This is a genomic window from Ureibacillus endophyticus (assembly GCF_024159215.1).
GTDB classification, from domain to species: Bacteria; Bacillota; Bacilli; order Bacillales_A; family Planococcaceae; genus Ureibacillus; species Ureibacillus endophyticus.
The window spans coordinates 2,724,946-2,749,418 of sequence record NZ_JAMYWW010000001.1 but is presented as its reverse complement, the minus strand read 5'-3'; the positions used below and the strand labels follow the sequence as shown (position 1 = coordinate 2,749,418).

The window sequence follows — 24,473 nt, the reverse complement described above, 5'->3', positions numbered from 1 at the left end:
AAAAAGATTGCTAAAAATGACAAAATCAACTACACTAAGAACAGAAATGTAGTTTAACTAAGTTTATTTAAGGGATATTTATTTTTTTTACTTTTAAAATGAATGAGTATTCATTCAAGAGGATGGTTAAAGGGGGATGCTTATGACTTATAAAATTCAAAAAGCAGCCGTACTTGGCTCAGGGGTTATGGGGTCAGGTATTGCAGCACACTTGGTGAATATCGGAATTCCTACATTACTTTTAGACATCGTACCAAATCAATTAACAAAAGAAGAGGAAGCTAAAGGATTAACTTTAGAACATCCATCTGTACGAAATCGTTTTGTGCAAGGTGCAGTTCAAAAATTATTAAAACAAAAGCCTGCTCCTCTTACGTCAAAGGAAAACTTATCATTATTAACAGTCGGTAACTTAGAAGATGATTTCGAAAAATTAAAAGATGTTGATTGGATCATTGAAGTTGTCGTTGAAAATTTAGAAATAAAACAAAAGTTATTTGAACGAATTGATAGTGTTCGTACACCAGGCACTATCGTTACATCGAATACTTCTGGAATTAGCGTAAATGCGATGATTGAAGGTCGTTCTGAGGATTTCCAAAAGCATTTCTTAGGAACACACTTCTTCAATCCTCCAAGATATTTAAAATTGCTTGAAATTATTCCGACTGAGCATACATCGAATGAAGTTTTATCTTATATGAAAACTTTCGCAGAAGATGTGCTAGGTAAAGGTGTAGTAATCGGAAAAGATACACCGAACTTTGTAGCAAATCGAATCGGAACTTATGGATTACTGATTACGCTACGTGAAATGTTAGAAAGAGGATATTCGGTTGGTGAAGTGGATTCTGTAACGGGTCCATTAATTGGTCGACCTAAATCAGCCACTTTCAGAACGTTGGATGTTGTTGGATTAGACACATTCTTACATGTTGCAAAAACTGTATATGATCAAACAACAGGTGAAGAGCAAAAAGTATTCGAAGTACCTGAATTAATGAAAAAGTTAGTAGATGCAGGTAGTCTCGGTGCTAAATCTGGGCAAGGGTTCTTTGTGAAAAAAGGAAAAGACATTTACGAAATCGACCCAGCCACAATGGAATATGTGCCGGTGAAAAAGCTACAAACACCTTCTATTGAAATGGCAAAGCAAACGAAGGGACTTTCAAATAAAGTAAAAACATTAGTTTATGCGAAAGACCGTACTGGTGAGTTATTGTGGAATATCTTTGCACCGACACTGATTTATTCTGCAGAGCTAACTGGCATCATTGCTGATAACATTGTAGAAATCGATAATGCAATGAAATGGGGCTTTGGCTGGACACAAGGACCATTTGAAATGTGGGATGCAATCGGTGTTAAACAATCAGTAGAAAAAATGGAAGCTGAAGGTAGAGAAATTCCTGCTTTCGTTAAATCCTTATTAGAAAAAGGCTATGAATCTTTCTATAAAGAAGTAGATGGAGAAGTTGCATACTTTGATGGATCAGACTACTCAAAAGTTCCAGTTAACGAAAAGGAAATCCACTTAAAACGTTATAAGAAAAAGCATGGGGTCATTAAGTCGAACTCTGGAGCTAGTTTAATAGATTTAGGTGACGGAATTGCGTTGTTAGAGTTCCATTCAAAATCAAATGCAATTGGTTTGGACATTATCCAAATGATTAACTTTGCTATTGATGAAGTGGAAGCGAATTATAAGGGGCTTGTCATCGGAAACCAAGGTAAGAACTTCTGTGTAGGGGCAAACCTTGGAATGATTTTGATGGAAGCTCAGGACGATAACATTTTCGAGTTAGATTTCACGATTCGTGCCTTCCAAAAAGCAATGCGTCGTATTAAATATAGTAAAAAACCTGTAGTGGCAGCTCCGTTTGGCATGGCGCTAGGAGGAGGAGCAGAAGTTTGTTTACCAGCTGCTCATATCCAAGCGTCTAGTGAAACTTACATGGGATTAGTAGAAGTAGGGGTTGGACTAATTCCAGGCGGTGGCGGTAATCTTGCCCTTTATGAAAAATTCATTAAAGGCTTACCAAATGGTGTGGATGTGGATTATCAAGCAATCGCGAATAAAGTGTTCGAGACAATTGCTATGGCGAAAGTATCTACTTCAGCTGCTGAGGCTAGAGAAAATAACTTCTTAAACTTTGCGGATGGTATATCTGTAAATCCAGACCATTTAATTTATGATGCAAAACAAGCTGCAATAGCACTTTATGAAGCGGGTTATAAACCACCAGTTCCAAAGAAAATTAAAGTGGTAGGTGCACCAGGATACGCAACATTACTATTAGGTGCTCAAGGCATGTATCAATCAGGCTACATTAGTGACCACGATTTGAAGATTGCCAAAAAGCTTGCCTACGTTATTGCAGGTGGTTTAGTACCTTATGGAACAGAAGTGACAGAAGATTATTTATTAAATCTTGAACGAGAAGCATTTATTCAGCTTGTTGCAGATCCGAAATCTCAAGCTAGAATGCAACACATGTTGATTAAAGGCAAACCATTACGAAATTAATCACGATCTAGCTTTTTAGAAGGGGGATACGATATATGCGTGAAGCCGTAATTGTGGCAGGTGCAAGAACACCAATTGGAAAGGCAGTAAAAGGTTCTCTTGCAACAGTACGTCCAGACGATCTAGGTGGACTTGTAGTAAAGGAAACATTAAATAGAGCGGGTTATGAAGGACCTATTGATGATTTAATTATAGGATGTGCATTACCGGAAGCTGAACAGGGTTTAAACGTTGCACGTAATATTGGTGCATTAGCAGGTTTACCTGATTCTACACCAGCGATTACAATTAATCGATATTGTTCTTCAGGTTTGCAATCTATTGCCTATGCAGCAGAACGTATCATGCTAGGGCATTCCAAAGCGATTATTGCTGGTGGCGTTGAATCGATGAGTTTAGTTCCGATGCCGGGTAATACGGTTCGATTAAATCCGAAACTTGCAGAGGAAGCACCTCAATATTACATGAGTATGGGGCATACAGCGGAAGAGGTAGCGAGACGTTATGAAGTGTCAAGGGAAGATCAAGATGCCTTTGCGGTTCGTTCTCATCAATTAGCTGCCAAAGCGATTCAAGAAGGCAAGTTCAAAGATGAAATCGTTCCGGTTGAAGTTGTGAACTATTATGTAGATGAAAATAACAAATTACAAAAGAAGACGTTTATTTTTGATACAGATGAAGGGATTCGTCCTCAAACATCAATGGAAGTGTTAGCAAAACTTCGACCAGCCTTTAACATCAAGGGTTCTGTTACAGCAGGCAACTCATCACAAACTTCAGATGGTGCAGCAGCTGTGTTAGTGATGGATCGTGAGGAAGCTGAAGCACAAGGGTTAACACCTATGGCTAAATTTTTAGGCTTTGCAGTTGGAGGAGTTCCACCTGAAGTAATGGGAATTGGACCAGTTGAAGCCATTCCAAAAGCTTTAAAAATAGCTGGTTTATCTCAAGACGACATTGACTTGTGGGAGCTAAATGAAGCCTTCGCATCTCAATCGTTACAAGTTGTTCGTCATTTAGGACTTGATATGGATAAAGTCAATGTAAATGGTGGTGCCATTGCCTTTGGTCACCCACTTGGAGCAACAGGTACGATGCTTACGTTAAAACTAATTCACGAATTAAAACGCCAAGGTAAAAAATATGGAGTTGTCACAATGTGTATCGGTGGCGGTATGGGTGCAGCTGGCGTATTTGAACTGCTATAAATTGTAGTTTGGCGGATATCCCCGAGAAATTGGCGGAATTGCATATACGATGATAAATAATTGGGAGGAATTAATATGGTTCAAACAACGAACATTATTAAAGGTGGAAGTTTCTTAATTGAAGATGTGGACGTAAATCGCGTATTTACACCAGAAGATTTTACAGATGAGCACAAAATGATTGCTCAAACGACTGTAGACTATGTAGAAACTGAAGTAAAACCGGTAGTTGAGAACCTGGAAAATCATGAATTTGAACATTCCGTACGCCTATTAAAAAAGGCTGGTGAACTGGGGCTTCTTGCGGCAGATATTCCTGAAGAATATGAAGGTCTAGGTTTAGATAAAGTTTCATCAGCATTAATCGGTGAAAAAATGTCTCCAGCTGGTGGCTTCTCGATTACTCATGGTGCGCATGTTGGGATCGGTTCTTTACCAATCGTATTATTCGGTAACCATGAACAAAAATCAAAATACTTACCAAAACTTGCTTCAGGTGAGTTATTAGCAGCCTATGCATTAACAGAGCCAGGTTCAGGTTCAGATGCATTAGGTGCAAAAACGGTTGCGAGATTAAACGAAGCAGGTACGCATTATATTTTAAATGGTGAAAAACAATGGATTACAAATGCTGGATTTGCAGATGTGTTTGTTGTTTATGCAAAAATTGATGGTGACAAATTCTCTGCATTTATCGTTGAACGTAAATTCCCTGGTGTTTCAGTTGGAGCAGAAGAGAAGAAAATGGGGATTAAATCTTCTTCAACACGTACATTAATTTTACAAGATGCAGAAGTTCCAGTAGAAAACTTATTAGGTGAAGTTGGTCGTGGTCATGTCATCGCCTTCAACATTTTAAACATTGGTCGTTATAAATTAGGGGTTGGAACAGTTGGTGCTAGTAAGCGTGCATTTGAGCTAGCTGCTGCTTATACAAATCAACGTCAACAATTCAAAACGCCATTATCGAGCTTTAATTTAACAAAAGAAAAACTTGCAACGATGGCATCTCACCTATATGCTTCTGAATCGTTAAACTATCGTACTGTAGGATACTTTGAGGATCGTTTAAGTCAATTAACAGACGAGGAGCAAAAGGACGGAAGAGCAGTTGCCGCAGCGATTGCTGAATATGCAATTGAATGTTCGATTGCTAAAGTGTTCGGTTCTGAAACATTAGATTATATTGCAGATGAAGCTGTACAGTTACATGGTGGCTATGGCTTTATGGCGGAATATGAAGTAGAAAGAATTTACCGTGACTCTCGTATTAATCGTATTTTTGAAGGTACAAACGAGATTAACCGTTTAATCGTACCAGGTACATTTATGAAAAAAGCATTAAAAGGTGAATTACCACTTCTTCAAGCTGCACAAAAACTACAAGAAGAATTGTTAATGCTTATGCCAGAAGAAATTGGCGATGAGCCATTAGCACAAGAGAAATATCTAGTGAAAAATGCGAAGAAAATCGGCATTTTAGCAGCTGGTGTTGCAGCACAAAGATTTGGTACAAAATTAGAAGCAGAGCAAGAAGTACTTGTAAACATTGCGAATATCGCAAACCAATTATACGCAATGGAATCGGCAGTGCTTCGTACAGCAAAAGCGATTGAACGTGACGGTGTAGAAAAATCGAAACAAAAAATTCTATACACAGAGATTTTCTGTCAAGAAGCCTTTGCAGAAATTGAAAAAGAAGCAAAAGAAACAATTATTGCTTCTGTTGAAGGCGATGCAGGTAGAATGACACTATCAGCACTTCGCAAACTAACACGTCATAACCCTTATAATTTAATCTTGAAAAAACGTGAGGCTGCACAAAAGCTAATTGAAGCTGAAAAATATGTTGTTTAAATAATAGGGGAGGAGGTGTTTAATAAAAATGCCTCCTTCTTTTTATTATCAGAAGAGTGAAATATTTGTTAAAATAAGTTTAAATATTAACTTTTAAGGAGCACTCTTCATGACAATTCAATTATTCCAGTACCCTCGTTGTACAACTTGTAAAAAGGCAGCAAAATGGTTAGATGAACATCAAATTGAATACGAAAACATTCATATTGTGGAACAAACACCTACAAAAGAACAGTTAAAATCGTTTTGGGAATTAAGTGGTCTTCCATTAAAGAAATTTTTCAATACTTCTGGTATGAAGTATAAAACATTAGGGTTAAAGGACAAATTAAGTACGATGACAGAGGATGAACAGTTAGAACTTTTGGCTTCTGATGGTATGTTAATTAAACGCCCAATCGTTACAGATGGGGGAAAAATAACACTTGGCTTTAAAGAAGAAGATTTCACAAATACGTGGAAATAAAAATAGTTATTAACTTGTTTTTACTGTAGAAATATGTCAAACTTATAATCATATTACATATGTTTTGGAGGGGTTTTTGTGAGCACACCAAAAGAATTACGTTACTCAGAAGAACATGAGTGGGTAAAAGTAGAAGATGGAAAAGTACGCGTTGGAATTACACATTTCGCACAATCTGAATTAGGTGACATCGTATTTGTTGAGTTACCACAAGTTGGTGACGAAATCCAAACAAACGAACCATTCGGTAGTGTAGAATCTGTAAAAACAGTTTCTGAACTATATGCGCCAATTTCTGGTAAAGTAGTAGAAGTTAACGCTGACCTAGAAGATAGCCCAGAATTTGTAAATGAATCTCCATATGAAAAAGCTTGGATGATTGTTGTTGAACCAACAGATATCTCTGAAGTAGAAAGTTTACTAACAGCTGAGCAATATGAGGAATTAATTGAAGCTGAATAAGAATATAATATATTAAAAACGCCAGATTAGCACTGGCGTTTTTTTTTACAACAAAATATACTAATATAACCACCTTCTTTTTTGGATATGCTTTGCATATTTTTCACACATTTTTAGCAAGTTTACTTACAAATCGTGGGGTGAGCAAATGATTGTTGAAAAGTGTATAATTGTTGAGGGTCGATCGGATAAATTAAACATTGAGCCAATTTTTGCAGAACACGTACAAATTATATGTACGAATGGGACAATTAGTGAAGATGCGCTATTAGATTTACTTGAACCTTTTGAAGAATGTAGATTTTATACTTTGTTTGATGCAGATAAATCAGGAGAAAAGTTGAGAAAGCTTACAAAAAGAATTTATTCTGAAGCTGTTCATCTTTTCATTCCAAGAACATATATCGAGGTTGCGAATGCTCCGAAAAAAGTATTGGCACAGTTGTTAAATGAGGCGAGTTTTTCTGTTCATAAACAATATCTATCTTCTTAAAAATAAAGGAAATATTAATTTGCGACTTTTCCCATACTATGAGCAAAAGTCGCAATTTTATTTTGTCACAAATTATTTAGAAATTGAGTTGATTTTATGGATGAATGGACGATACAACAATGGGAACAAAAACTAACTGAAAACGAAATTGTAGCCTTTTATTTGTACACTCCTATGTGTGGGACATGTGCAGTCGCTTCAAAGATGTTATCGGTTGTTGAAGAAGTATTGCCTAACACTCCAATTGGTAAAGCGAATATTAACTTTATGGAGCAACTTGCAATGGATTATAAAATAGAAAGTGTCCCTTGTTTGCTTATACACCGCGATGGAAAACTTGTTGAAAAAATTTACGCTTTCCAATCCGTACCATTTCTATATGAAAAGTTGAAAATCTAGTTGACTTTATAAATCTATCATGATAAAGTTACTCAAGAAGTATTACATTAATTGAATATCGTACCTCTTATAAAGAGCGGCGGAGGGAAGTGCCCTATGAAGCCCGGCAACCATCACAAAAGTGAAAAGGTGCCAAGTCACGCGAAGTGGATACTTTGGAAGATGAGAGAACGGTTCGTATAAATATTAAATAAATTGCGAAACCCCTTCTACTTATCTTGTAGATGGGGTTTTATTAGTAATAATTACCTAATTACATATTGTCTATGGCAGCGAAATAAAGGAGAATTTTTATGATCGAATTAAAAGACATCTCGAAAATATACAAATCAAAAAATGGTGAGATCACTGCTGTCAAAAATGTAAATTTATCAATTAATAAAGGTGAAATTTTCGGAATTATCGGATATAGTGGCGCTGGAAAAAGTACAATGATTCGCTTACTTAATGGCCTTGAGAAACCATCGAACGGAACAGTTACAGTCAATGGTAAGCAAATTTCCTCTATATCAGGAAACGAACTGCGAAATGCTCGCCAAAAAATTAGTATGATATTCCAACATTTTAACTTACTTTGGTCTCGTACAGTCGCGGAGAATATTGCATTCCCGCTAGAAATTGCAGGTGTATCAAAAACTGAGCGAAGTAAACGTGTGAAGGAACTGATTGATCTAGTTGGTCTTTCAGGAAGAGAAAATGCCTATCCTTCTCAGTTATCTGGTGGTCAAAAGCAACGTGTAGGCATTGCCCGCGCATTAGCGAACAATCCTGAAGTATTACTTTGTGACGAAGCAACAAGTGCACTAGATCCTGAAACGACTGATTCCATTTTAGAACTATTGCTTGATATTAATAAACGTTTAGGTTTAACCATTGTTCTCATTACCCACGAAATGCACGTAATTCGGAAAATTTGTAACCGTGTTGCAGTAATGGAAGCTGGACAAGTAGTTGAACAAGGAGACGTTCTACGAGTGTTCCAAAACCCACAAGCAGAAATAACGAAGAACTTCGTAATGCAAGTTTCTGGAACAAAGGAATCGAAAGAATCAATTGAACAAATTTTAGCAAACTATCCTACAGGGAAGATTGTAAAATTAACGTTTATAGGAAATAAAACTGAACAGCCGATTATTTCACAGCTCATTAAAGAGTTTGGCGTAGAAGTAAATATTGTTCACGGAAACATTTCACAAACGACAGGTGGCCCATATGGAACATTAATAGTTCAAATAGATGGAGACCCTACCAAAGTGAAACAAGCATTAGAGCTATTAGATCAGCAAGAAGTACAAACGGAGGTGATTGATCATGCTTAGTGGATTCTTTCCGAATGTACGATGGGACAAATTGTGGGAAGCTACATATGACACATTGTACATGACAGTCATCTCTACAGGAGCTACGTTTGTTTTAGGTTTAGCTATTGGGATTCTTTTATTTTTAACGAGTCCTCACCAAATTTGGGCGAATAAAATAGCGAACTTTATTACGGGTTCTTTAGTAAATATTTTCCGTTCAATTCCATTTATTGTATTGATTATTTTATTAATCCCGTTCACAAAATTTTTATTAGGGACAATTCGTGGAGTAAATGCGGCATTACCAGCATTAATTATCGGTGCTGCGCCATTCTATGCACGAATGGTTTTAATTGCTTTACGTGAAATTGATAAAGGTGTAATTGAAGCTGCTCGATCAATGGGAGCAAAAACTTCAACTATCATTTGGAAAGTACTTATCCCAGAATCAATGCCTGCATTATTATCAGGGATTACTGTTACAGCTGTTACATTAGTAGGTTATACTGCGATGGCAGGTATTATCGGAGCTGGGGGATTAGGGAACTTAGCATTTATCGATGGTTTCCAACGTAGCCGTGATGATGTAACTCTTATGGCTACAATTGTCATTCTTATTATTGTATTTGTGATTCAGTTTATTGGAGATTTGATTACTTCGATAACTGATAAGCGTTAATTAGGTGCTCACGGAAAATCCGTTGACATAAAGAAAATTAAAAAGGAGAAATACAAGATGAAGAAGTTATTATCGTTCTTATTCTTAGCAGTATTCGTATTAGCGTTAGCAGCTTGTGGCTCTAAAGAAGACGAAAAAGCTACAGAAAGTAAAGCAACAGATGAAGGTACAGAAGAAACAACTACAAATTCAGAAAAAGTTACGTTAAAAGTAGGGGCTTCTAACGGTTTACATGATATTATTTTAGAACAAGCTAAACCTATTTTAGCTGAAGAAGGTATCGAATTAGAAATCGAACCATACCAAGACTATGTAATGCCAAACCAAGATTTAGATTCTGGTGAATTAGATGCAAACTATTTCCAACACATTCCTTACTTAGAAACTGAAATTGCACAAAAAGGTTATGATTTTGTAAATGCAGGTGGAATTCATATCGAACCAATCGGTATCTATTCTCAAAAATATAAATCTTTAGACGAACTTCCAGATGGTGCAACAATCATTATTTCTAACTCTGTTTCTGACCAAGGTCGTATTTTATCACTTTTAGAAACTCAAGGATTAATTAAATTAAAAGACGGTATCGATAAAACAGCTGCAACTGTAGATGATATCGTTGAAAATCCTAAAAACTTAGAAATCGATGCTAACTCTGCTCCTGAAATGTTAGTAACTTATTATGAAGAAGGCGAAGGCGATGCAGTAGTTATTAACTCTAACTTCGCTATCGACGCTGGTATTAACCCAGTTGAAGATTCAATCGCTATCGAAGGATCTGAATCTCCATACGTAAACGTAATTGCTGTTCGTGCTGAAGATAAAGACAACGCAGCAATCAAACGTCTTGTAGAAGTATTACGCACTGACGAAATCCAAAACTTCATCCTTAACGAGTGGGGCGGCGCAGTAGTACCTGTAAATGAATAAAGGTGGCGTCTGAAAAGACATTTTGAGACGACACCTTTGCGACGAGGATGATGACATCTTGATGTGATCACCGCAGGAGCAATACTTTTCAGCAATACTGTAGAGGGCTGTACAGAAAATCTATCTGTACAGTCCTCTTTTTAATAGGTGTTATATTCTGAATTAACCCCAATAAAAAAACTACCCGGTTTAAACCGAGTAGCCATTAAATTGATTAATTCGAGAGAAGAAGGTGCTGACGAAATCTAAGAATACTTTTTCAGATGGCCCTAATTCTCGATTTGTTGGATAAATCACTCCGACTGTACGCGTGATAGACGGATTTTCAATTTTCATTTTCACTGTTAGACGTGGTGTAATATCAGATAAAGAACTTTCCGGAAGTAATGTGATCCCAATTCCGGCTGCAACTAGCCCTTTTAATGCATCCATATCTTCCCCTTCTGATGTAACGTTCGGAACAAAGCCTGCAGATTTACATGCATCCACTGCTACTTTATTTAAAATATAACCTTCAGGGAATAACACGAAATTTTCCTTCCGTAAATCAGCTAAATTTAATACTTCTTTTTCAGTTAACGGATGAGATGCAGGAAGTAATGCATGAATCTTTTCGCTAAAGAGAATCATGGTATTAATGCTCTCGTCCTTATTCGGGACAGGCCCTAAAAATGCTAAATTTAAATCGCGATTTTTTACGGCATCAATTAAATATCGATAAGATCCTTGGCGTAAATGAAATGAAACGTCTGGATATTCTTTTTTAAAGGTTGAAATAACGGTTGGGAGTACGTAACTTGCTAAGCTTGTAGGGAAACCAACTTTAATTGTCCCTCTTGCAGGATCTAAATATTCTTCCACTTGTTTGGCTGCAAAATCAATTGCCTTCAGTGCGGTAACACAATGTTCCAAAAACAACTTACCTATAGGTGTTAATTTTACATTACGTCCAATCCTCTCAAAAAGTGGAGTACCAAGCTCTTCCTCTAGGTTTGCGATTTGTCGACTGACTGCTGACTGTGCTACATGGAGATGTTCGGCTGCTTCTGAAATGTGTTCACGTTCTGCGACCTCAACAAAGTACCTCAATTGGCGTAGTTCCAACATTTTCACCCCGTTTATCTATTTATTAGATTAATTCCATCCAATCTATATATTGTTTATATTATTTCAAAAGACGTAGAATGTAAATAAGATAAATAAGAAGTTTTGGAGGGATTTACATGAGTTTTCACCAACTACCGGATGCACAAGGTCTTTATTCACCAAGTTTTGAACATGATGCTTGTGGAATTGGTTTTTACGCAAATATTAAGGGACGCCCTTCACATAACATTGTAAAAAATGGTTTAGAAATGTTATGTCGCCTGGAACACCGTGCTGGACGTGGTGGCGATGGTAAAACAGGTGATGGCGCCGGCTTGATGGTTCAAATTCCAGATGCATTTTTCAGATTAAAATGTCCGGAGCTAGAACTACCAGCAAAAGGGGACTATGGAGTAGGTCAATTCTTTTTCTCTGAAAATGTAGAAGAGAGAGAAGCCATTGAGCAAAGAATTAATGAATTGATTGAAAGTGAAGGTCAAGTTTTAATTGGCTGGAGAACAGCACCTACGAATAAAAAACTTCTAAGTGATATTGCAAAATCTACTGCACCAGTAGTTCGTCAAGTCTTTATTAAAAAGAATGAAAATATCGAAAATTCTTTAGACTTTGAACGAAAATTATACTTAATCCGCAAACAAGCAGAATTTTGGGCGAAACAAAATAATTATAAATTCTATTGTCCTAGTTTGTCTAGTCAAACAATGGTATTTAAAGGTTTATTAACTCCGGAAGAAGTTAGTGAATTTTACGTTGATTTACAAGATGACAGCTTCATTTCTGCCTTTTCAATTGTACACTCACGATATTCGACAAATACATTCCCAAGTTGGGAAAGAGCACATCCAAACCGTTACATTGTTCATAACGGAGAAATCAATACATTGCGCGGAAACATTAACTGGATGACTGCTCGTGAACAACAATTTGTTTCAGAAGCTTTCGGTGAAGATTTACAAAAATTATTGCCGATAATCGATCATTCAGGATCAGATTCATCTATGTTAGATAATGCTTTTGAATTTTTTGTTCTTGCAGGTAGAACACCAGCGCATACAGCAATGATGTTAATCCCAGAACCATGGACAGAGAATCCACACATTTCAAAAGAGAAAAAGGCATTTTACTCCTATCATGCAAGTTTAATGGAGCCTTGGGATGGTCCTACTGCAGTATGTTTCACAGATGGTAAACAAATTGGTTCTATCTTAGACCGAAACGGCTTACGACCAGCCCGTTACTATGTGACAAAAGATGATATGATCGTTTTTTCTTCTGAAGTGGGCGTTGTGGATATTGAAGAAGAAGAAGTACTTTATAAAGAACGATTAAGTCCAGGTCGAATGTTATTAATCGATTTAGAACAAGGGAAAATTATTTCCGATGAAGAGCTAAAAAGTACAATGGCAGCTGCAGAGCCTTATGCAGAATGGTTAGAAGAAAATTTAGTAACGTTAGAAGAAACTGAAGAAGCACCAAAAAAATTAGACCAACTGACTTTACGTCAAAAAACGTTTGGTTACACATATGAAGACCTTCATAAATATATTGTTCCAATTGCAAGTAGTGGGAAAGATCCAATTGGTTCGATGGGTACGGATACACCATTAGCTGTATTATCTGATCGACCACAATCATTATTTAATTACTTTAAGCAATTATTTGCCCAAGTAACAAACCCACCAATTGATTCAATTCGTGAACACATTGTTACCTCAACAATGACACTTTTAGGAGCTGAAGGTAATCTTCTACATCCAAATGCAGAAAATGCAAGACGAATTTTCTTAGAAACACCGATTTTAACAAACGATGAATTACAACAATTAGTTACTTTGAAAAATAATCATTTCAAATCTACTACTCTAACACTAGAGTTCAAACAGTCATTAAAAGATGAACTAGATCGCTTATTTAAAGAAGCAGAAGCGGCAATCGATCAAGGAGTATCATTACTTATTTTATCTGATGAATTACAAGATATTTCAACACCAACGATTCCAGTTCTACTTGCAGTAAGTGGTTTACATCAACATTTAATTCGTGTAGGTAAACGTACTAAAGTAAGTCTTATCGTAAATAGTGGTGAGGCTCGTGAGGTACATCATTTTGCTTCATTAATTGGATTTGGAGCAGATGCAATTAATCCTTACTTAGCGTATGCATCAGTGGAAGAAGCGATTGAGTCAGGACATATTACAATTAGCTATCAAGATGCTGTGAAGAAATATCGTAAAGGTATTGCTGAAGGCGTAGTAAAAGTAATGTCAAAAATGGGTATTTCAACGGTTCAATCTTATCGTGGTGCTCAAATCTTTGAAGCAGTGGGTATTAGTAAAGATGTGATTGATCAATATTTCACAGGTACTGCTTCACAAATTGATGGTATTAATTTAGAAACGATTGGCGAAGAGGCAAAACGTAGACATGAGGCAGCATTCACTCAAAATTCTCAATATTTAGAATCTGGTAGTGAACATCAATGGCGTGCAAATGGCGAGCATCATGCCTTTAACCCAAAAACAATCCATACATTACAAACAGCAACACGTAAAAATGATTATGGAATTTACCGTATGTATGCGGAAATGGCAAATGAAGAACGTATTGGTTTCTTACGTAATCTCTTTGAATTTAAAACAACGAATTCAATTCCTTTAGAAGAAGTTGAATCAGTGGATAGCATTGTGAAACGTTTCAAAACAGGTGCGATGTCATTTGGTTCAATTTCAAAAGAAGCTCATGAAACTTTAGCTATCGCAATGAATCGCTTAGGTGGACGCTCAAACTCTGGTGAAGGTGGAGAACATTCATCTCGTTATGAAGTTGATGCAAACGGTGATAACAGAAATAGTGCAATTAAACAAATTGCATCAGGTCGTTTCGGAGTAAAATCTCACTATCTAGTAAATGCACAAGAGCTTCAAATTAAAATGGCTCAAGGTGCTAAACCTGGTGAAGGTGGTCAGTTACCTGGAAATAAAGTATATCCATGGGTAGCGGAAGTTCGTGGTTCAACGCCAGGTGTTGGATTAATTTCACCACCACCACACCATGATATTTATTCAATTGAGGACTTAGCAGAGTTAATCTATGACTTAAAAAATGCGAACCGTCATGCAAGAATCTCTGTAAAACTAGTTGCAAAAGCTGGAGTAGGAACAATTGCAGCAGGTGTTGCAAAAGGTGGAGCAGATGTAATTGTTATCTCTGGTTATGATGGAGGTACTGGTGCATCACCAAAAACTTCTATTAAACATACAGGTTTACCGTGGGAGCTAGGATTAGCAGAGGCGCATCAAACGTTAATGTTAAACGGCCTTCGCGAGCGCGTTACTCTAGAGACAGATGGAAAGCTTATGACAGGGAAAGATGTTGTGATGGCTGCATTACTAGGAGCTGAAGAATTTGGTTTTGCAACAGCCCCATTAATCGTTCTTGGCTGTATCATGATGCGTGCTTGTCACTTAGACACTTGTCCGGTCGGAGTAGCAACTCAAAATCCAGAATTACGTGCAAAATTCATGGGTAATGCAGATCATATCGTAAACTTCATGCGCTTTATTGCAGAAGAGATGCGTGAATATATGGCGAAATTAGGATTCCGAACTGTTGATGAAATGGTAGGACGTACGGATGTACTTCAGGTGAGTGACCGAGCGAAATCTCACTGGAAAGCAAGTCAATTGAATCTTTCGTCATTACTTTATCAAGTAGAAGGGGTTCGTACAAAACAACGTTCTCAAGATCTACAAATTGAAGAAACGTTTGACTTAAGTGTACTACTACCAAAAGTGGAAAATAGTATTCGAGATAAAGAGCGAATCGAACTAGAATATGAAATTAAAAATACAGACCGTGTAATGGGTACAATTATCGGAAGTGAAATTTCGAAAAAGTACGGTGAAAAAGGTCTAACAGATGAAACAATTACGTTGAAATTTACAGGTCATGCTGGACAAAGTTTCGGTGCATTTGCTCCACGTGGATTAACTCTATCTTGTGTGGGTGATGTGAATGACTACTTTGGTAAAGGCTTATCAGGTGGTAAGTTAGTTGCCATTGCACCAATTAAAGGTGAACAAGAGAAAAACGTAATTGCAGGGAACGTTTGTCTATATGGTGCGACAAGTGGTACTGCTTATATTAATGGTCGTGCTGGAGACCGATTTGCTGTAAGAAACAGTGGTGCAAACATTGTGGTTGAAGGTATCGGAGACCACGGTTGTGAATACATGACAGGCGGACGCGTAGTCATTCTTGGTGATGCGGGTAAAAACTTTGCAGCAGGTATGAGTGGCGGTATCGCGTATGTGTTACCAACAGATGAAAATGCATTTAAAGAAAACTGTAATACAGAAATGGTTGAATTCGAGCAATTAAGCGATAAATCAGAAATTGAAGCTGTTCGTTCTATGATTATCAAGCATTTAGAACATACAGAAAGCTCACTAGCATTAGACATTTTAGCGAAATGGGATTCATTTGTTCCGAAATTTATTAAAGTGGTTCCAACAGATTACAAAGTAATGTTAGAGAAGATTGAATATCATAAATTCCAAGGTCTAGAAGAAAGCGAAGCAGCAATGCAAGCATTTGTTGACCAAACGAGTGGTAAAGAACTTGCCATTACAAATAGATAGGGGGGAAAAGTAGTGGGAAAACCAACTGGATTTATGGAGTACAAAAGAGAAAAGGTTAAAGAATTACCGGCGAAAGACCGTATTTCATCTTGGAATGAATATGCAACAAGATTATCTGATGAATCATTGCAAACTCAAGGTGCTCGTTGTATGGATTGTGGCACACCATTCTGTCACATGGGTGTAGAAATCAGAGGTGCAGCAGCAGGGTGTCCAATCCAAAACGTAATCCCTGAGTGGAACGATTTAGTTTATAAAGGACATTGGAAGGAAGCATTAGATCGTCTTCACATGACGAATAACTTCCCAGAATTCACAGGGCGTGTTTGTCCAGCGCCTTGTGAAGGTTCTTGTACTTTAGGTATTAATGAACCAGCTGTGGCAATCAAATCAATCGAACGTTCAATTATCGATAAAGGGTTTGAAAATGATTGGATTACGCCAAGAGTTCCTCAATCACGTACTGGGAAAAAAATTGCAGTTGTTGGTTCAGGTCCTGCTGGTTTAGCAGCTGCCGATCAATTAAACCAATTAGGTCATAGTGTAACAGTTTACGAACGTCATGATCGTCTTGGTGGATTATTAATGTATGGTATTCCAAATATGAAGCTTGAAAAAAGTGTAATCGATCGTCGTATTAATTTACTTCGTCAAGAAGGAATTGACTTTGTCGTAAATACGGAGATTGGTAAAGATATTACTGCAGAAGAATTGAAGGCACAATACGATGTAGTTATTTTATGTATCGGTGCTCAAAAACAACGCGTTCTTCATTTAGAAGGCAGTGAATCAAAGGGTATCCATTTAGCGATGGATTATTTAACTGGTGTTACACAAAGTTTACTAGATTCAAATTTCGAAGATAAAACAGCTATCGATGTTAAAGGGAAAGATGTAATCGTAATTGGTGGTGGTGACACTGGTGCTGACTGTGTAGCAACAGCTCTTCGTCAACAAGCACGATCAGTTCATCAATTTGGTAAACACCCTGAATTACCAAAAGTGCGTGAAGATGACCGTCCTTGGCCACAAGATCCAAATATCTTTAAATTAGATTATGCATATGAAGAAGCAGCAGCCATTACAGGTAAGGACCCAAGAGAATATTGTATCCAAACGAAAAAAATTGTAGCAGACAAAGATGGTAATGTTAAAGAACTGCATACAATTCAAATGAAGAAAATATTAGGTGATGATGGTTTCCATTACTTTAAAGAACTACCTGGCACAGAAAAAGTTTGGCCAGCTCAAGCTGTTTTTGTGGCAATCGGGTTTGAAGGAGTGGAAAAATCACTACCAGAACAATTTGGTGTGAAACTATCTAACAATAGAATTCAAGCATCAATTAAAGATTTTGAAACGAATGTTCCAGGTGTATTTGCTGCAGGCGATGCGCGTCGTGGCCAAAGCTTAGTTGTATGGGCTATTAAAGAAGGTCGTGCAGTTGCTGCAAGTGTTCATGAATTTTTATCAACAAACGTAACGGTTTAATAATAAACGGTTTTCAAGTTGAATTCTCAATTTGAAAACCGTTTTTGTTTTTATGTATAGGATTCTATTTAATAGAAGAAAATTAGTACAGGATTCTTGAGATACGGTATGAATTAACATCATAACCATAGTGAAATAGTTTCTCAATTAGATTTTATTTATTGAAAATGAATTTTACAAAACTATCGTAGCATTATTTTTCTTATATATAATAAAAATATACAAAATCTCAATATCTAAGCGCTTTCAACTGAAAAATATTGTTTGCGGGATAAATGTTTTGCATGGTATGATGTTTTCGGTTAAGATTAGAATGATAATAAATTAGAAATGGTTCCACCATTCAATGCACAATTACGGAGGTTATACAATGTCAACTTTAGTTATCAAAGATCTTCATGTTTCAATTGAAGATAAGGAGATTTTAAAAGGTCTGAACCTTACAATTAACACTAATGAAATCCATGCAATCATGGGTCCTAACGGTACGGGTAAATCCACGTTAGCTTCTGCGATCATGGGTCATCCTAAATATGAAGTTACACAAGGTACAATTGAAATAGATGGTCAAAACGTGCTTGAAATGGAAGTTGATGAGCGTGCAAAAGCTGGTCTTTTCTTAGCGATGCAATATCCATCAGAAATTTCAGGTGTTACAAATGCAGATTTCATTCGCTCAGCAATTAATGCTCGTCGCGAAGAAGGTAATGAAATTTCTTTAATGAAATTCATCCGTGAATTAGACAAAACAATGGATTTCCTTGAAATGGACCAAGATATGGCTCAACGTTACTTAAACGAAGGTTTCTCTGGTGGGGAAAAGAAACGTAACGAAATCCTACAATTAATGATGATTAAACCAACATTTGCAATCCTAGATGAAATCGACTCTGGTTTAGATATCGATGCATTAAAAGTTGTTGCAAAAGGTATTAACGAAATGCGCGGTGAAGGATTCGGATGTATCGCGATCACTCACTACCAACGTTTATTAAACTACATCACTCCAGACCATGTACACGTTATGATGCAAGGTAAAGTAGTAAAATCTGGTGGTCCAGAACTTGCACAACGTTTAGAGGCTGAAGGTTACGACTGGATTAAAAAAGAGTTAGGTATCGAAGACGAAACAGTAGAACAAGCATAATCGAGGAGGACGAAACAGATGACGGTTGAAACAAAATTGGCGTTATCAGCGGAGGAAGTAAGCTCGTTCTCACAAAGCAATAATGAACCAACATGGTTTGCTAACTTACGTGCTACTGCAATTGAAAAAGCGGCTGAACTACCAATGCCAAAACCTGATAAAACAAATATTACAAAATGGAACTTCATTGAATTTCCAGCACACACTGTTGAAAGTGCAGCATTTAATTCATTAGATGAACTTCCAGCAGAAATTAAAGAAATTATTGATATTGAAGGTCAAGAAAACCTTTATATTCAACGTAATAACACACCTGCTTTCTTGAAAGTTTCAGAAGAATTACAATCACAAGGTGTTATTTTCACTGATATTTTAACAGCTGTTCGTGAACATGGTGATTTAGTTCAAAAATACTTTATGACAGAAGCAGTTAAAGTGGATGAACATAAATTATCAGCTTACCATGCAGCACTTGTTAATGGTGGGGTATTCGTTTACGTACCAAAAAATGTTGTAGTGGAAAAACCATTACAAGTTGTATTCATTAACGATAATGAAGAAGCTTCGTTATTTAACCACGTATTAGTTGTTGCTGACAGTAATTCTTCTGTTACATATGTAGAAACTTATGTATCAACTGTTGAGCAATCTAAAGGTCAAGCGAACTTAATCGAAGAAGTGGTTGCATTAGACAATGCCCAAGTAACATTTGGAGCAGTGGATGTATTAGCAAAAGGATTCACAACATATGTTAACCGCCGTGCTCACCTTAAACGTGATGCGAAAATTGAATGGGCATTAGGTTTAATGAATGATTCAGATACAATTTCAGAAAACATTACTCATTTAGTTGGAGATGGCTCTTTAGCTAATTCGAAAACTGTAGTTGTTGGTCGTGGAGAACAAAAACAAAACTTCACAACTGAAATTCGTCACTGGGGTAAAAACTCTGAAGGCTTTATCTTAAAGCATGGAGTTATGAAAGAAGCTGCTCAAACGATTTTCAATGGAATTGGTAAAATCGAACATGGAGCAACAAAAGCAAATGCAGAACAAGAATCACGTGTATTAATGTTATCTGAAAATGCTCGTGGTGATGCAAACCCAATGCTATTAATCGATGAAGATGATGTAATGGCAGGACATGCAGCTTCAGTAGGACGCGTTGACCCAGTTCAACTTTACTATTTAATGAGCCGCGGTATCTCAAAAGCCGAAGCTGAGCGTTTAATTATTCATGGTTTCCTTGCGCCAGTTGTTAACAACATTCCAATTGAGAGTGTTCAAGCACAATTGACAAAGGTGATTGAAGGGAAAGTTCGCTAATGAATGAAATCCGAAAACAATTTCCAATTCTAGATCAAGAGGTAAACGGGCATCCACTCGTTTACCTTGATAGTGCTGCAACATCCCAAAAACCGAAACAAGTTTTAGATGTAGTTAGAAAATATTACGATTTAGATAATTCCAACGTACATCGTGGTGTACATACTTTAGGAAATCGCGCGACAGATTCTTATGAAGGTGCACGTGAAAAGATTCGTAAGTTTATTAATGCAACTTCAACAGAAGAAATTATCTATACACGAGGCACGACAACTTCTCTAAATACAGTTGCTTCAGGTTACGGAAGACAAAATGTCCAAGAAGGCGATGAAATTGTTATTTCGTACATGGAACATCATTCGAATTTAATTCCATGGCAGCAACTTGCAAAAGAAAAAGGTGCCGTATTAAAATACTTCAATCTTGAAGAAGATGGTACGATTACGTTAGATACAGTTCGTGCAACAATTACGGATAAAACGAAAATCGTTGCAATTACAATGGCATCAAACGTACTTGGAACAATCAATCCAATTAAAGAAATTGCACAAATTGCCCACGAGCATGGTGCAATTATCGTAGTGGATGCTGCTCAAGCTGCACCACATATGCCAATTGATGTTCAAGATTTAGATGTAGATTTCTTAGGATTCTCAGGACATAAAATGTGCGGACCTACTGGAATTGGTGCTCTATATGGAAAAAAAGCACTTTTAGAAAATATGGAACCAATCGAATATGGCGGAGAAATGATTGACTTTGTAGACTTATATGATTCTACATGGAAAGAGTTACCGTGGAAATTCGAAGGTGGTACGCCAAACATTGCTGGAGCTATTGGGTTAGGTGCTGCAATTGACTTCTTAACTGAAATTGGATTAGAAAAAATTGCAGAGCATGAACACGAATTAGTAGCATATGCAATTACTGAGATGGAAAAAATCGAAGGACTAACAATTTACGGTCCAAAAGATCCAATGAAACGTTGTGGTTTAATAACATTTAATTTAGAAGGTGTACATCCACACGACTTAGCAACAGTATTAGATATGAATGGGATTGCCATTCGTGCAGGTCATCATTGTGCTCAACCGCTTATGAAATGGCTAAAAGTTTCTGCAACAGCACGTGCAAGCTTCTATATGTACAATTCCAAAGAGGATATCGATGCGCTTGTGAAAGGATTACGCCAAGCGAAGGAGTATTTTAACGATGTCTACTAATAATTTAGATCAACTATATCGTTCTGTTATTATGGATCATTATAAAAAACCTCGTAACAAAGGTGCTTTAGAAGAAAATAGTGTAACAATCGATATGAATAACCCGACATGTGGTGACCGTATCCACTTAACATTAAAAATAAATGATGGTATTGTAGAAGATGCGAAATTTGACGGAGAAGGTTGTTCAATTTCTATGTCTTCTGCGTCTATGATGACTGAGGTCATTAAAGGAAAAAAATTAGATGAAGCACTTGAACTAGCTGATATTTTTTCGAAAATGATGCTTGGTGAAGATTATTCAGATAAATATGATTTAGGGGATGTGGAAGCACTACAAGGTGTTTCAAAGTTCCCAGCTCGAATCAAATGTGCAACACTCGCTTGGAAAGCAATGGAAAAGGGCGTTAAAAACGAAGCAAAATAGTTCTGAACGGAGGAGAAAATAATGGCCAAACAAATGCCAGATATCGGCGATTACAAATACGGCTTCCATGATAAGGACGTTTCAGTTTTCCGTTCAAAACGTGGATTAACTGAAGAAATCGTTCGTGAAATTTCAAAAATGAAAAATGAACCTGAGTGGATGTTAGATTATCGTCTAAAAGCGTTAGAGATTTTCTATACGAAACCAATGCCACAATGGGGTGGAGATCTTTCTGCTTTAAACTTCGATGAAATTACTTATTATGTAAAACCATCTGAAGCAACTCAAAAATCTTGGGATGAAGTACCTGATGAAATTAAAGCAACATTTGATAAATTAGGTATTCCAGAAGCAGAACAAAAATATTTAGCTGGTGTATCAGCTCAATACGAATCTGAAGTTGTTTACCACAATATGAAAAAAGACTTAGAAGAACTAGGTATTGTGTTCAAAGATACAGATTCTGCTTTACGTGAAAATGAAGATATCTTTAAACAATATTGGGGTACAGTAATCCCATCTTCTGATAACAAATTCGCAGCTCTTAACTCAGCTGTATGGTCAGGTGGATCATTCATTTACGTACCACCAGGTGTAAAAGTTGAAACACCATTACAAGCGTATTTCCGAATTAACTCAGAAAACATGGGTCAATTCGAACGTACTTTAATTATTGTTGATGAAGGAGCACACGTACACTATGTTGAAGGATGTACAGCACCTGTTTACACAACAAACTCTCTTCACTCAGCAGTAGTTGAAATCATTGTTAAGAAAAATGCATATTGCCGTTATACAACAATCCAAAACTGGGCAAATAACGTTTACAACCTAGTTACAAAACGTACGGTTGTTGAAGAAAACGGTACTATGGAATGGATTGATGGTAACATCGGTTCAAAATTAACAATGAAATACCCAGCATGTATCCTTAAAGGTGAAGGTGCACGTGGTATGACACTTTCAATTGCAATTGCAGGGAAAGGTCAACACCAAGATGCTGGTGCGAAAATGATTCACTTAGCACCAAATACATCTTCTACAATCGTGTCAAAATCCATCTCTAAACAAGGTGGTAAAGTAACTTACCGTGGTATTGTTCGCTTTGGTAAAAAAGCAACAGGTGCACGTTCAAACATTGAATGTGATACATTAATTTTAGATAACCAATCAACATCTGATACAATTCCATACAACGAAATCCTAAATGACAACGTTTCTTTAGAACACGAAGCAAAAGTTTCTAAAGTATCTGAAGAGCAATTATTCTACTTAATGTCACGCGGTATTTCTGAGCAAGAAGCTACAGAAATGATCGTAATGGGATTCATTGAACCATTCACTAAAGAATTACCAATGGAATACGCAGTAGAAATGAACCGCCTGATTAAGTTCGAGATGGAAGGTTCAATAGGATAGATAGGAAAGAGATCGAGTGCTTTTGTGCTCGGTCTTTTTTTATGGTTCTATAATATTTGTTGGGGTTTTACTACAATTTTTGACAATAAAAAAGCACGTAACCACCGATTTCGATATACTTGAATTGACGAGAAACAAGTTATGAAAGGTGATACGTGCAATATGAATTTTAACATGAATATACCAGGATTAAAAGATGTAACAATTCATAAGATGGAGGAGATTGGAGACCGTGTGGCTTTATACGTGTCGCTTCCGAAGAAAGAACATCAATGTCCAGTTTGTAAGAGAATGACCTCTAAAATTCATGATTATCGAGTTCAAAAAATTAAGCATTTAAAATGGTTTGAAAGATTAACTATCCTTTTTTATAAACGCCGTCGTTATGTATGCGAATGTGGAAAACGCTTCTCAGAAAAATCCCCTTTCGTGGATAAATATCAACGTTACTCAAAAGAATGGAACCAAGTTGTTGGAATTCGTTCAGTAAAAGCAAAGACATTTAAGGAAACTGCAGAAGTCCTTGGAACATCTAGTTCAACTGTAATTCGTCGCTTTAAAAATGTTGTAAAAGAACAGTTAAAAGAGGGAGTACATTTACCGAAATGTATTGCAATCGATGAATATAAGGGAGATACCGATGCAGGGACCTATCAACTAATTATTGCGAACGCTGAAACACACGAACCGATTGATATTTTACCAAATCGACGCAAAGAAACGATTAAGGATTATTTAATGAAATATGGAGCAGCTGTAGAAGTAGTGGTAATGGATATGAATCCAAGTTTTAAGGCAGCTGTTAGAAAAGCATTAAATCGCCCCATTATCGTAGCAGATCGATTCCATTTTTCTCGTTATATTTATTGGGCACTAGATGAAGTACGTCGTAAAGTGCAGAAAGAATGGCATCCTTATGATCGTAAAAAGTGTAAGAAAATGCGCCATGTCTTATATAAACGGTTTGATAAGTTAACAGAGAAGAATCGCTGGTATTTAAGACGCTATACAGGGATGTCTAGTGAATTGAGAAAAGCCTATGAACTTAAGGAAGCCTATTGTAAATGGTTTGATTGGGCAAAAACAACTGATGATATAACAGAAGTTAAAAAGAGATTAGAAGCTTTTTACCGTAAGGTAGAAGAAGCAAAGATTCCAGCATTCATAAAAGCGATTCAAACTTTTAAGAATTGGCAAGTAGAGATCTTGAATAGCTTTAGTTTTAGGTATTCAAATGGATTTCTAGAAGGCATTAATAATAAATCGAAGGTAATGAAACGAAATGCTTATGGTTTTAGAAGTTTTAAGCATTTTAAAGCAAAGATTTTATTAAATGATTTATATAAAGAAATCGGGGTTCATTTAGGTTAA

19 protein-coding genes and 1 riboswitch are annotated in these 24,473 nt (G+C 36.7%); of the genes, 18 read left to right on the top strand and 1 reads right to left on the bottom strand.

Features of this window, described 5'->3' with window-relative positions:
- The first annotated feature begins 142 nt into the window (after positions 1 to 142).
- The 10 genes from NKR20_RS13600 to NKR20_RS13555 all read left to right on the top strand — a co-directional run bounded on the left by NKR20_RS13600 (position 143) and on the right by NKR20_RS13555 (position 10,322).
- A complete protein-coding gene (locus tag NKR20_RS13600) occupies positions 143 to 2,527 on the top strand; it encodes a 3-hydroxyacyl-CoA dehydrogenase/enoyl-CoA hydratase family protein (RefSeq protein WP_253427029.1) in 2,385 nt (794 codons plus the stop codon).
- A 35-nt stretch (positions 2,528 to 2,562) separates the two neighbouring features.
- The gene (locus tag NKR20_RS13595) at positions 2,563 to 3,735 is read left to right on the top strand and encodes an acetyl-CoA C-acetyltransferase (protein WP_121214271.1); all 1,173 of its coding nucleotides are present in this window, start codon (positions 2,563 to 2,565) and stop codon (positions 3,733 to 3,735) included.
- A 75-nt stretch (positions 3,736 to 3,810) separates the two neighbouring features.
- Positions 3,811 to 5,592, top strand: coding sequence for an acyl-CoA dehydrogenase family protein (locus tag NKR20_RS13590; RefSeq protein WP_253427028.1), 1,782 nt, complete (start codon positions 3,811 to 3,813; stop codon positions 5,590 to 5,592).
- A gap of 109 nt (positions 5,593 to 5,701) precedes the next feature.
- Positions 5,702 to 6,058 carry an arsenate reductase family protein gene (locus NKR20_RS13585; RefSeq protein WP_253427027.1) on the top strand — a complete coding sequence of 119 codons (357 nt, stop codon included), beginning with the start codon at positions 5,702 to 5,704 and terminating at the stop codon, positions 6,056 to 6,058.
- Positions 6,059 to 6,136: 78 nt separating this feature from the next.
- Complete coding sequence (gene gcvH / locus NKR20_RS13580; protein ID WP_121214268.1) at positions 6,137 to 6,520, top strand: glycine cleavage system protein GcvH; 384 nt, start codon at positions 6,137 to 6,139, stop codon at positions 6,518 to 6,520.
- 148 nt (positions 6,521 to 6,668) lie between these two features.
- Entirely contained in the window at positions 6,669 to 7,013 is a 345-nt protein-coding gene (locus NKR20_RS13575) for a toprim domain-containing protein (protein WP_121214267.1), read from the top strand.
- 96 nt (positions 7,014 to 7,109) lie between these two features.
- A complete protein-coding gene (locus NKR20_RS13570) occupies positions 7,110 to 7,412 on the top strand; it encodes a thioredoxin family protein (protein WP_121214266.1) in 303 nt (100 codons plus the stop codon).
- Between the two features lie 64 nt (positions 7,413 to 7,476).
- Positions 7,477 to 7,581: riboswitch (SAM riboswitch) on the top strand.
- A gap of 124 nt (positions 7,582 to 7,705) precedes the next feature.
- Positions 7,706 to 8,731, top strand: coding sequence for a methionine ABC transporter ATP-binding protein (locus NKR20_RS13565; protein ID WP_253427026.1), 1,026 nt, complete (start codon positions 7,706 to 7,708; stop codon positions 8,729 to 8,731).
- Positions 8,724 to 9,392, top strand: coding sequence for a methionine ABC transporter permease (locus tag NKR20_RS13560; RefSeq protein ID WP_121214264.1), 669 nt, complete (start codon positions 8,724 to 8,726; stop codon positions 9,390 to 9,392). The genes NKR20_RS13565 and NKR20_RS13560 overlap by 8 nt, the downstream gene beginning before the upstream one ends.
- A gap of 57 nt (positions 9,393 to 9,449) precedes the next feature.
- Positions 9,450 to 10,322: a MetQ/NlpA family ABC transporter substrate-binding protein gene (locus NKR20_RS13555; protein WP_121214263.1), complete on the top strand. Its 873-nt coding sequence runs from the start codon at positions 9,450 to 9,452 to the stop codon at positions 10,320 to 10,322.
- 189 nt (positions 10,323 to 10,511) lie between these two features.
- On the opposite strand, the gene NKR20_RS13550 is transcribed toward NKR20_RS13555, so the two are convergent.
- Positions 10,512 to 11,426, bottom strand: a complete 915-nt coding sequence (locus NKR20_RS13550) for a glutamate biosynthesis transcriptional regulator GltC (protein WP_121214287.1) — start codon at positions 11,424 to 11,426, stop codon at positions 10,512 to 10,514.
- A gap of 119 nt (positions 11,427 to 11,545) precedes the next feature.
- Here NKR20_RS13550 and gltB point away from each other — a divergent pair, with 119 nt between their 5' ends.
- From gltB to NKR20_RS13510, 8 genes are all read left to right on the top strand, one after another.
- Positions 11,546 to 16,069 carry a glutamate synthase large subunit gene (gltB, locus tag NKR20_RS13545; protein ID WP_253427025.1) on the top strand — a complete coding sequence of 1,508 codons (4,524 nt, stop codon included), beginning with the start codon at positions 11,546 to 11,548 and terminating at the stop codon, positions 16,067 to 16,069.
- 12 nt (positions 16,070 to 16,081) lie between these two features.
- A complete protein-coding gene (locus NKR20_RS13540) occupies positions 16,082 to 17,560 on the top strand; it encodes a glutamate synthase subunit beta (RefSeq protein ID WP_253427024.1) in 1,479 nt (492 codons plus the stop codon).
- A 370-nt stretch (positions 17,561 to 17,930) separates the two neighbouring features.
- Positions 17,931 to 18,707, top strand: coding sequence for a Fe-S cluster assembly ATPase SufC (gene sufC / locus NKR20_RS13535; RefSeq protein WP_121214260.1), 777 nt, complete (start codon positions 17,931 to 17,933; stop codon positions 18,705 to 18,707).
- Positions 18,708 to 18,725: 18 nt separating this feature from the next.
- A complete protein-coding gene (sufD, locus tag NKR20_RS13530; RefSeq protein ID WP_253427023.1) occupies positions 18,726 to 20,033 on the top strand; it encodes a Fe-S cluster assembly protein SufD in 1,308 nt (435 codons plus the stop codon).
- Positions 20,033 to 21,256 carry a cysteine desulfurase gene (locus NKR20_RS13525; protein WP_253427022.1) on the top strand — a complete coding sequence of 408 codons (1,224 nt, stop codon included), beginning with the start codon at positions 20,033 to 20,035 and terminating at the stop codon, positions 21,254 to 21,256. The genes sufD and NKR20_RS13525 overlap by 1 nt, the downstream gene beginning before the upstream one ends.
- A complete protein-coding gene (gene sufU / locus NKR20_RS13520) occupies positions 21,246 to 21,683 on the top strand; it encodes a Fe-S cluster assembly sulfur transfer protein SufU (protein ID WP_121214257.1) in 438 nt (145 codons plus the stop codon). The genes NKR20_RS13525 and sufU overlap by 11 nt, the downstream gene beginning before the upstream one ends.
- 21 nt (positions 21,684 to 21,704) lie before the next feature.
- On the top strand, positions 21,705 to 23,102 hold the full coding sequence (gene sufB / locus NKR20_RS13515) for a Fe-S cluster assembly protein SufB (RefSeq protein WP_121214256.1): 1,398 nt from the start codon (positions 21,705 to 21,707) through the stop codon (positions 23,100 to 23,102).
- 162 nt (positions 23,103 to 23,264) lie between these two features.
- Entirely contained in the window at positions 23,265 to 24,473 is a 1,209-nt protein-coding gene (locus NKR20_RS13510; protein ID WP_253422723.1) for an ISL3 family transposase, read from the top strand.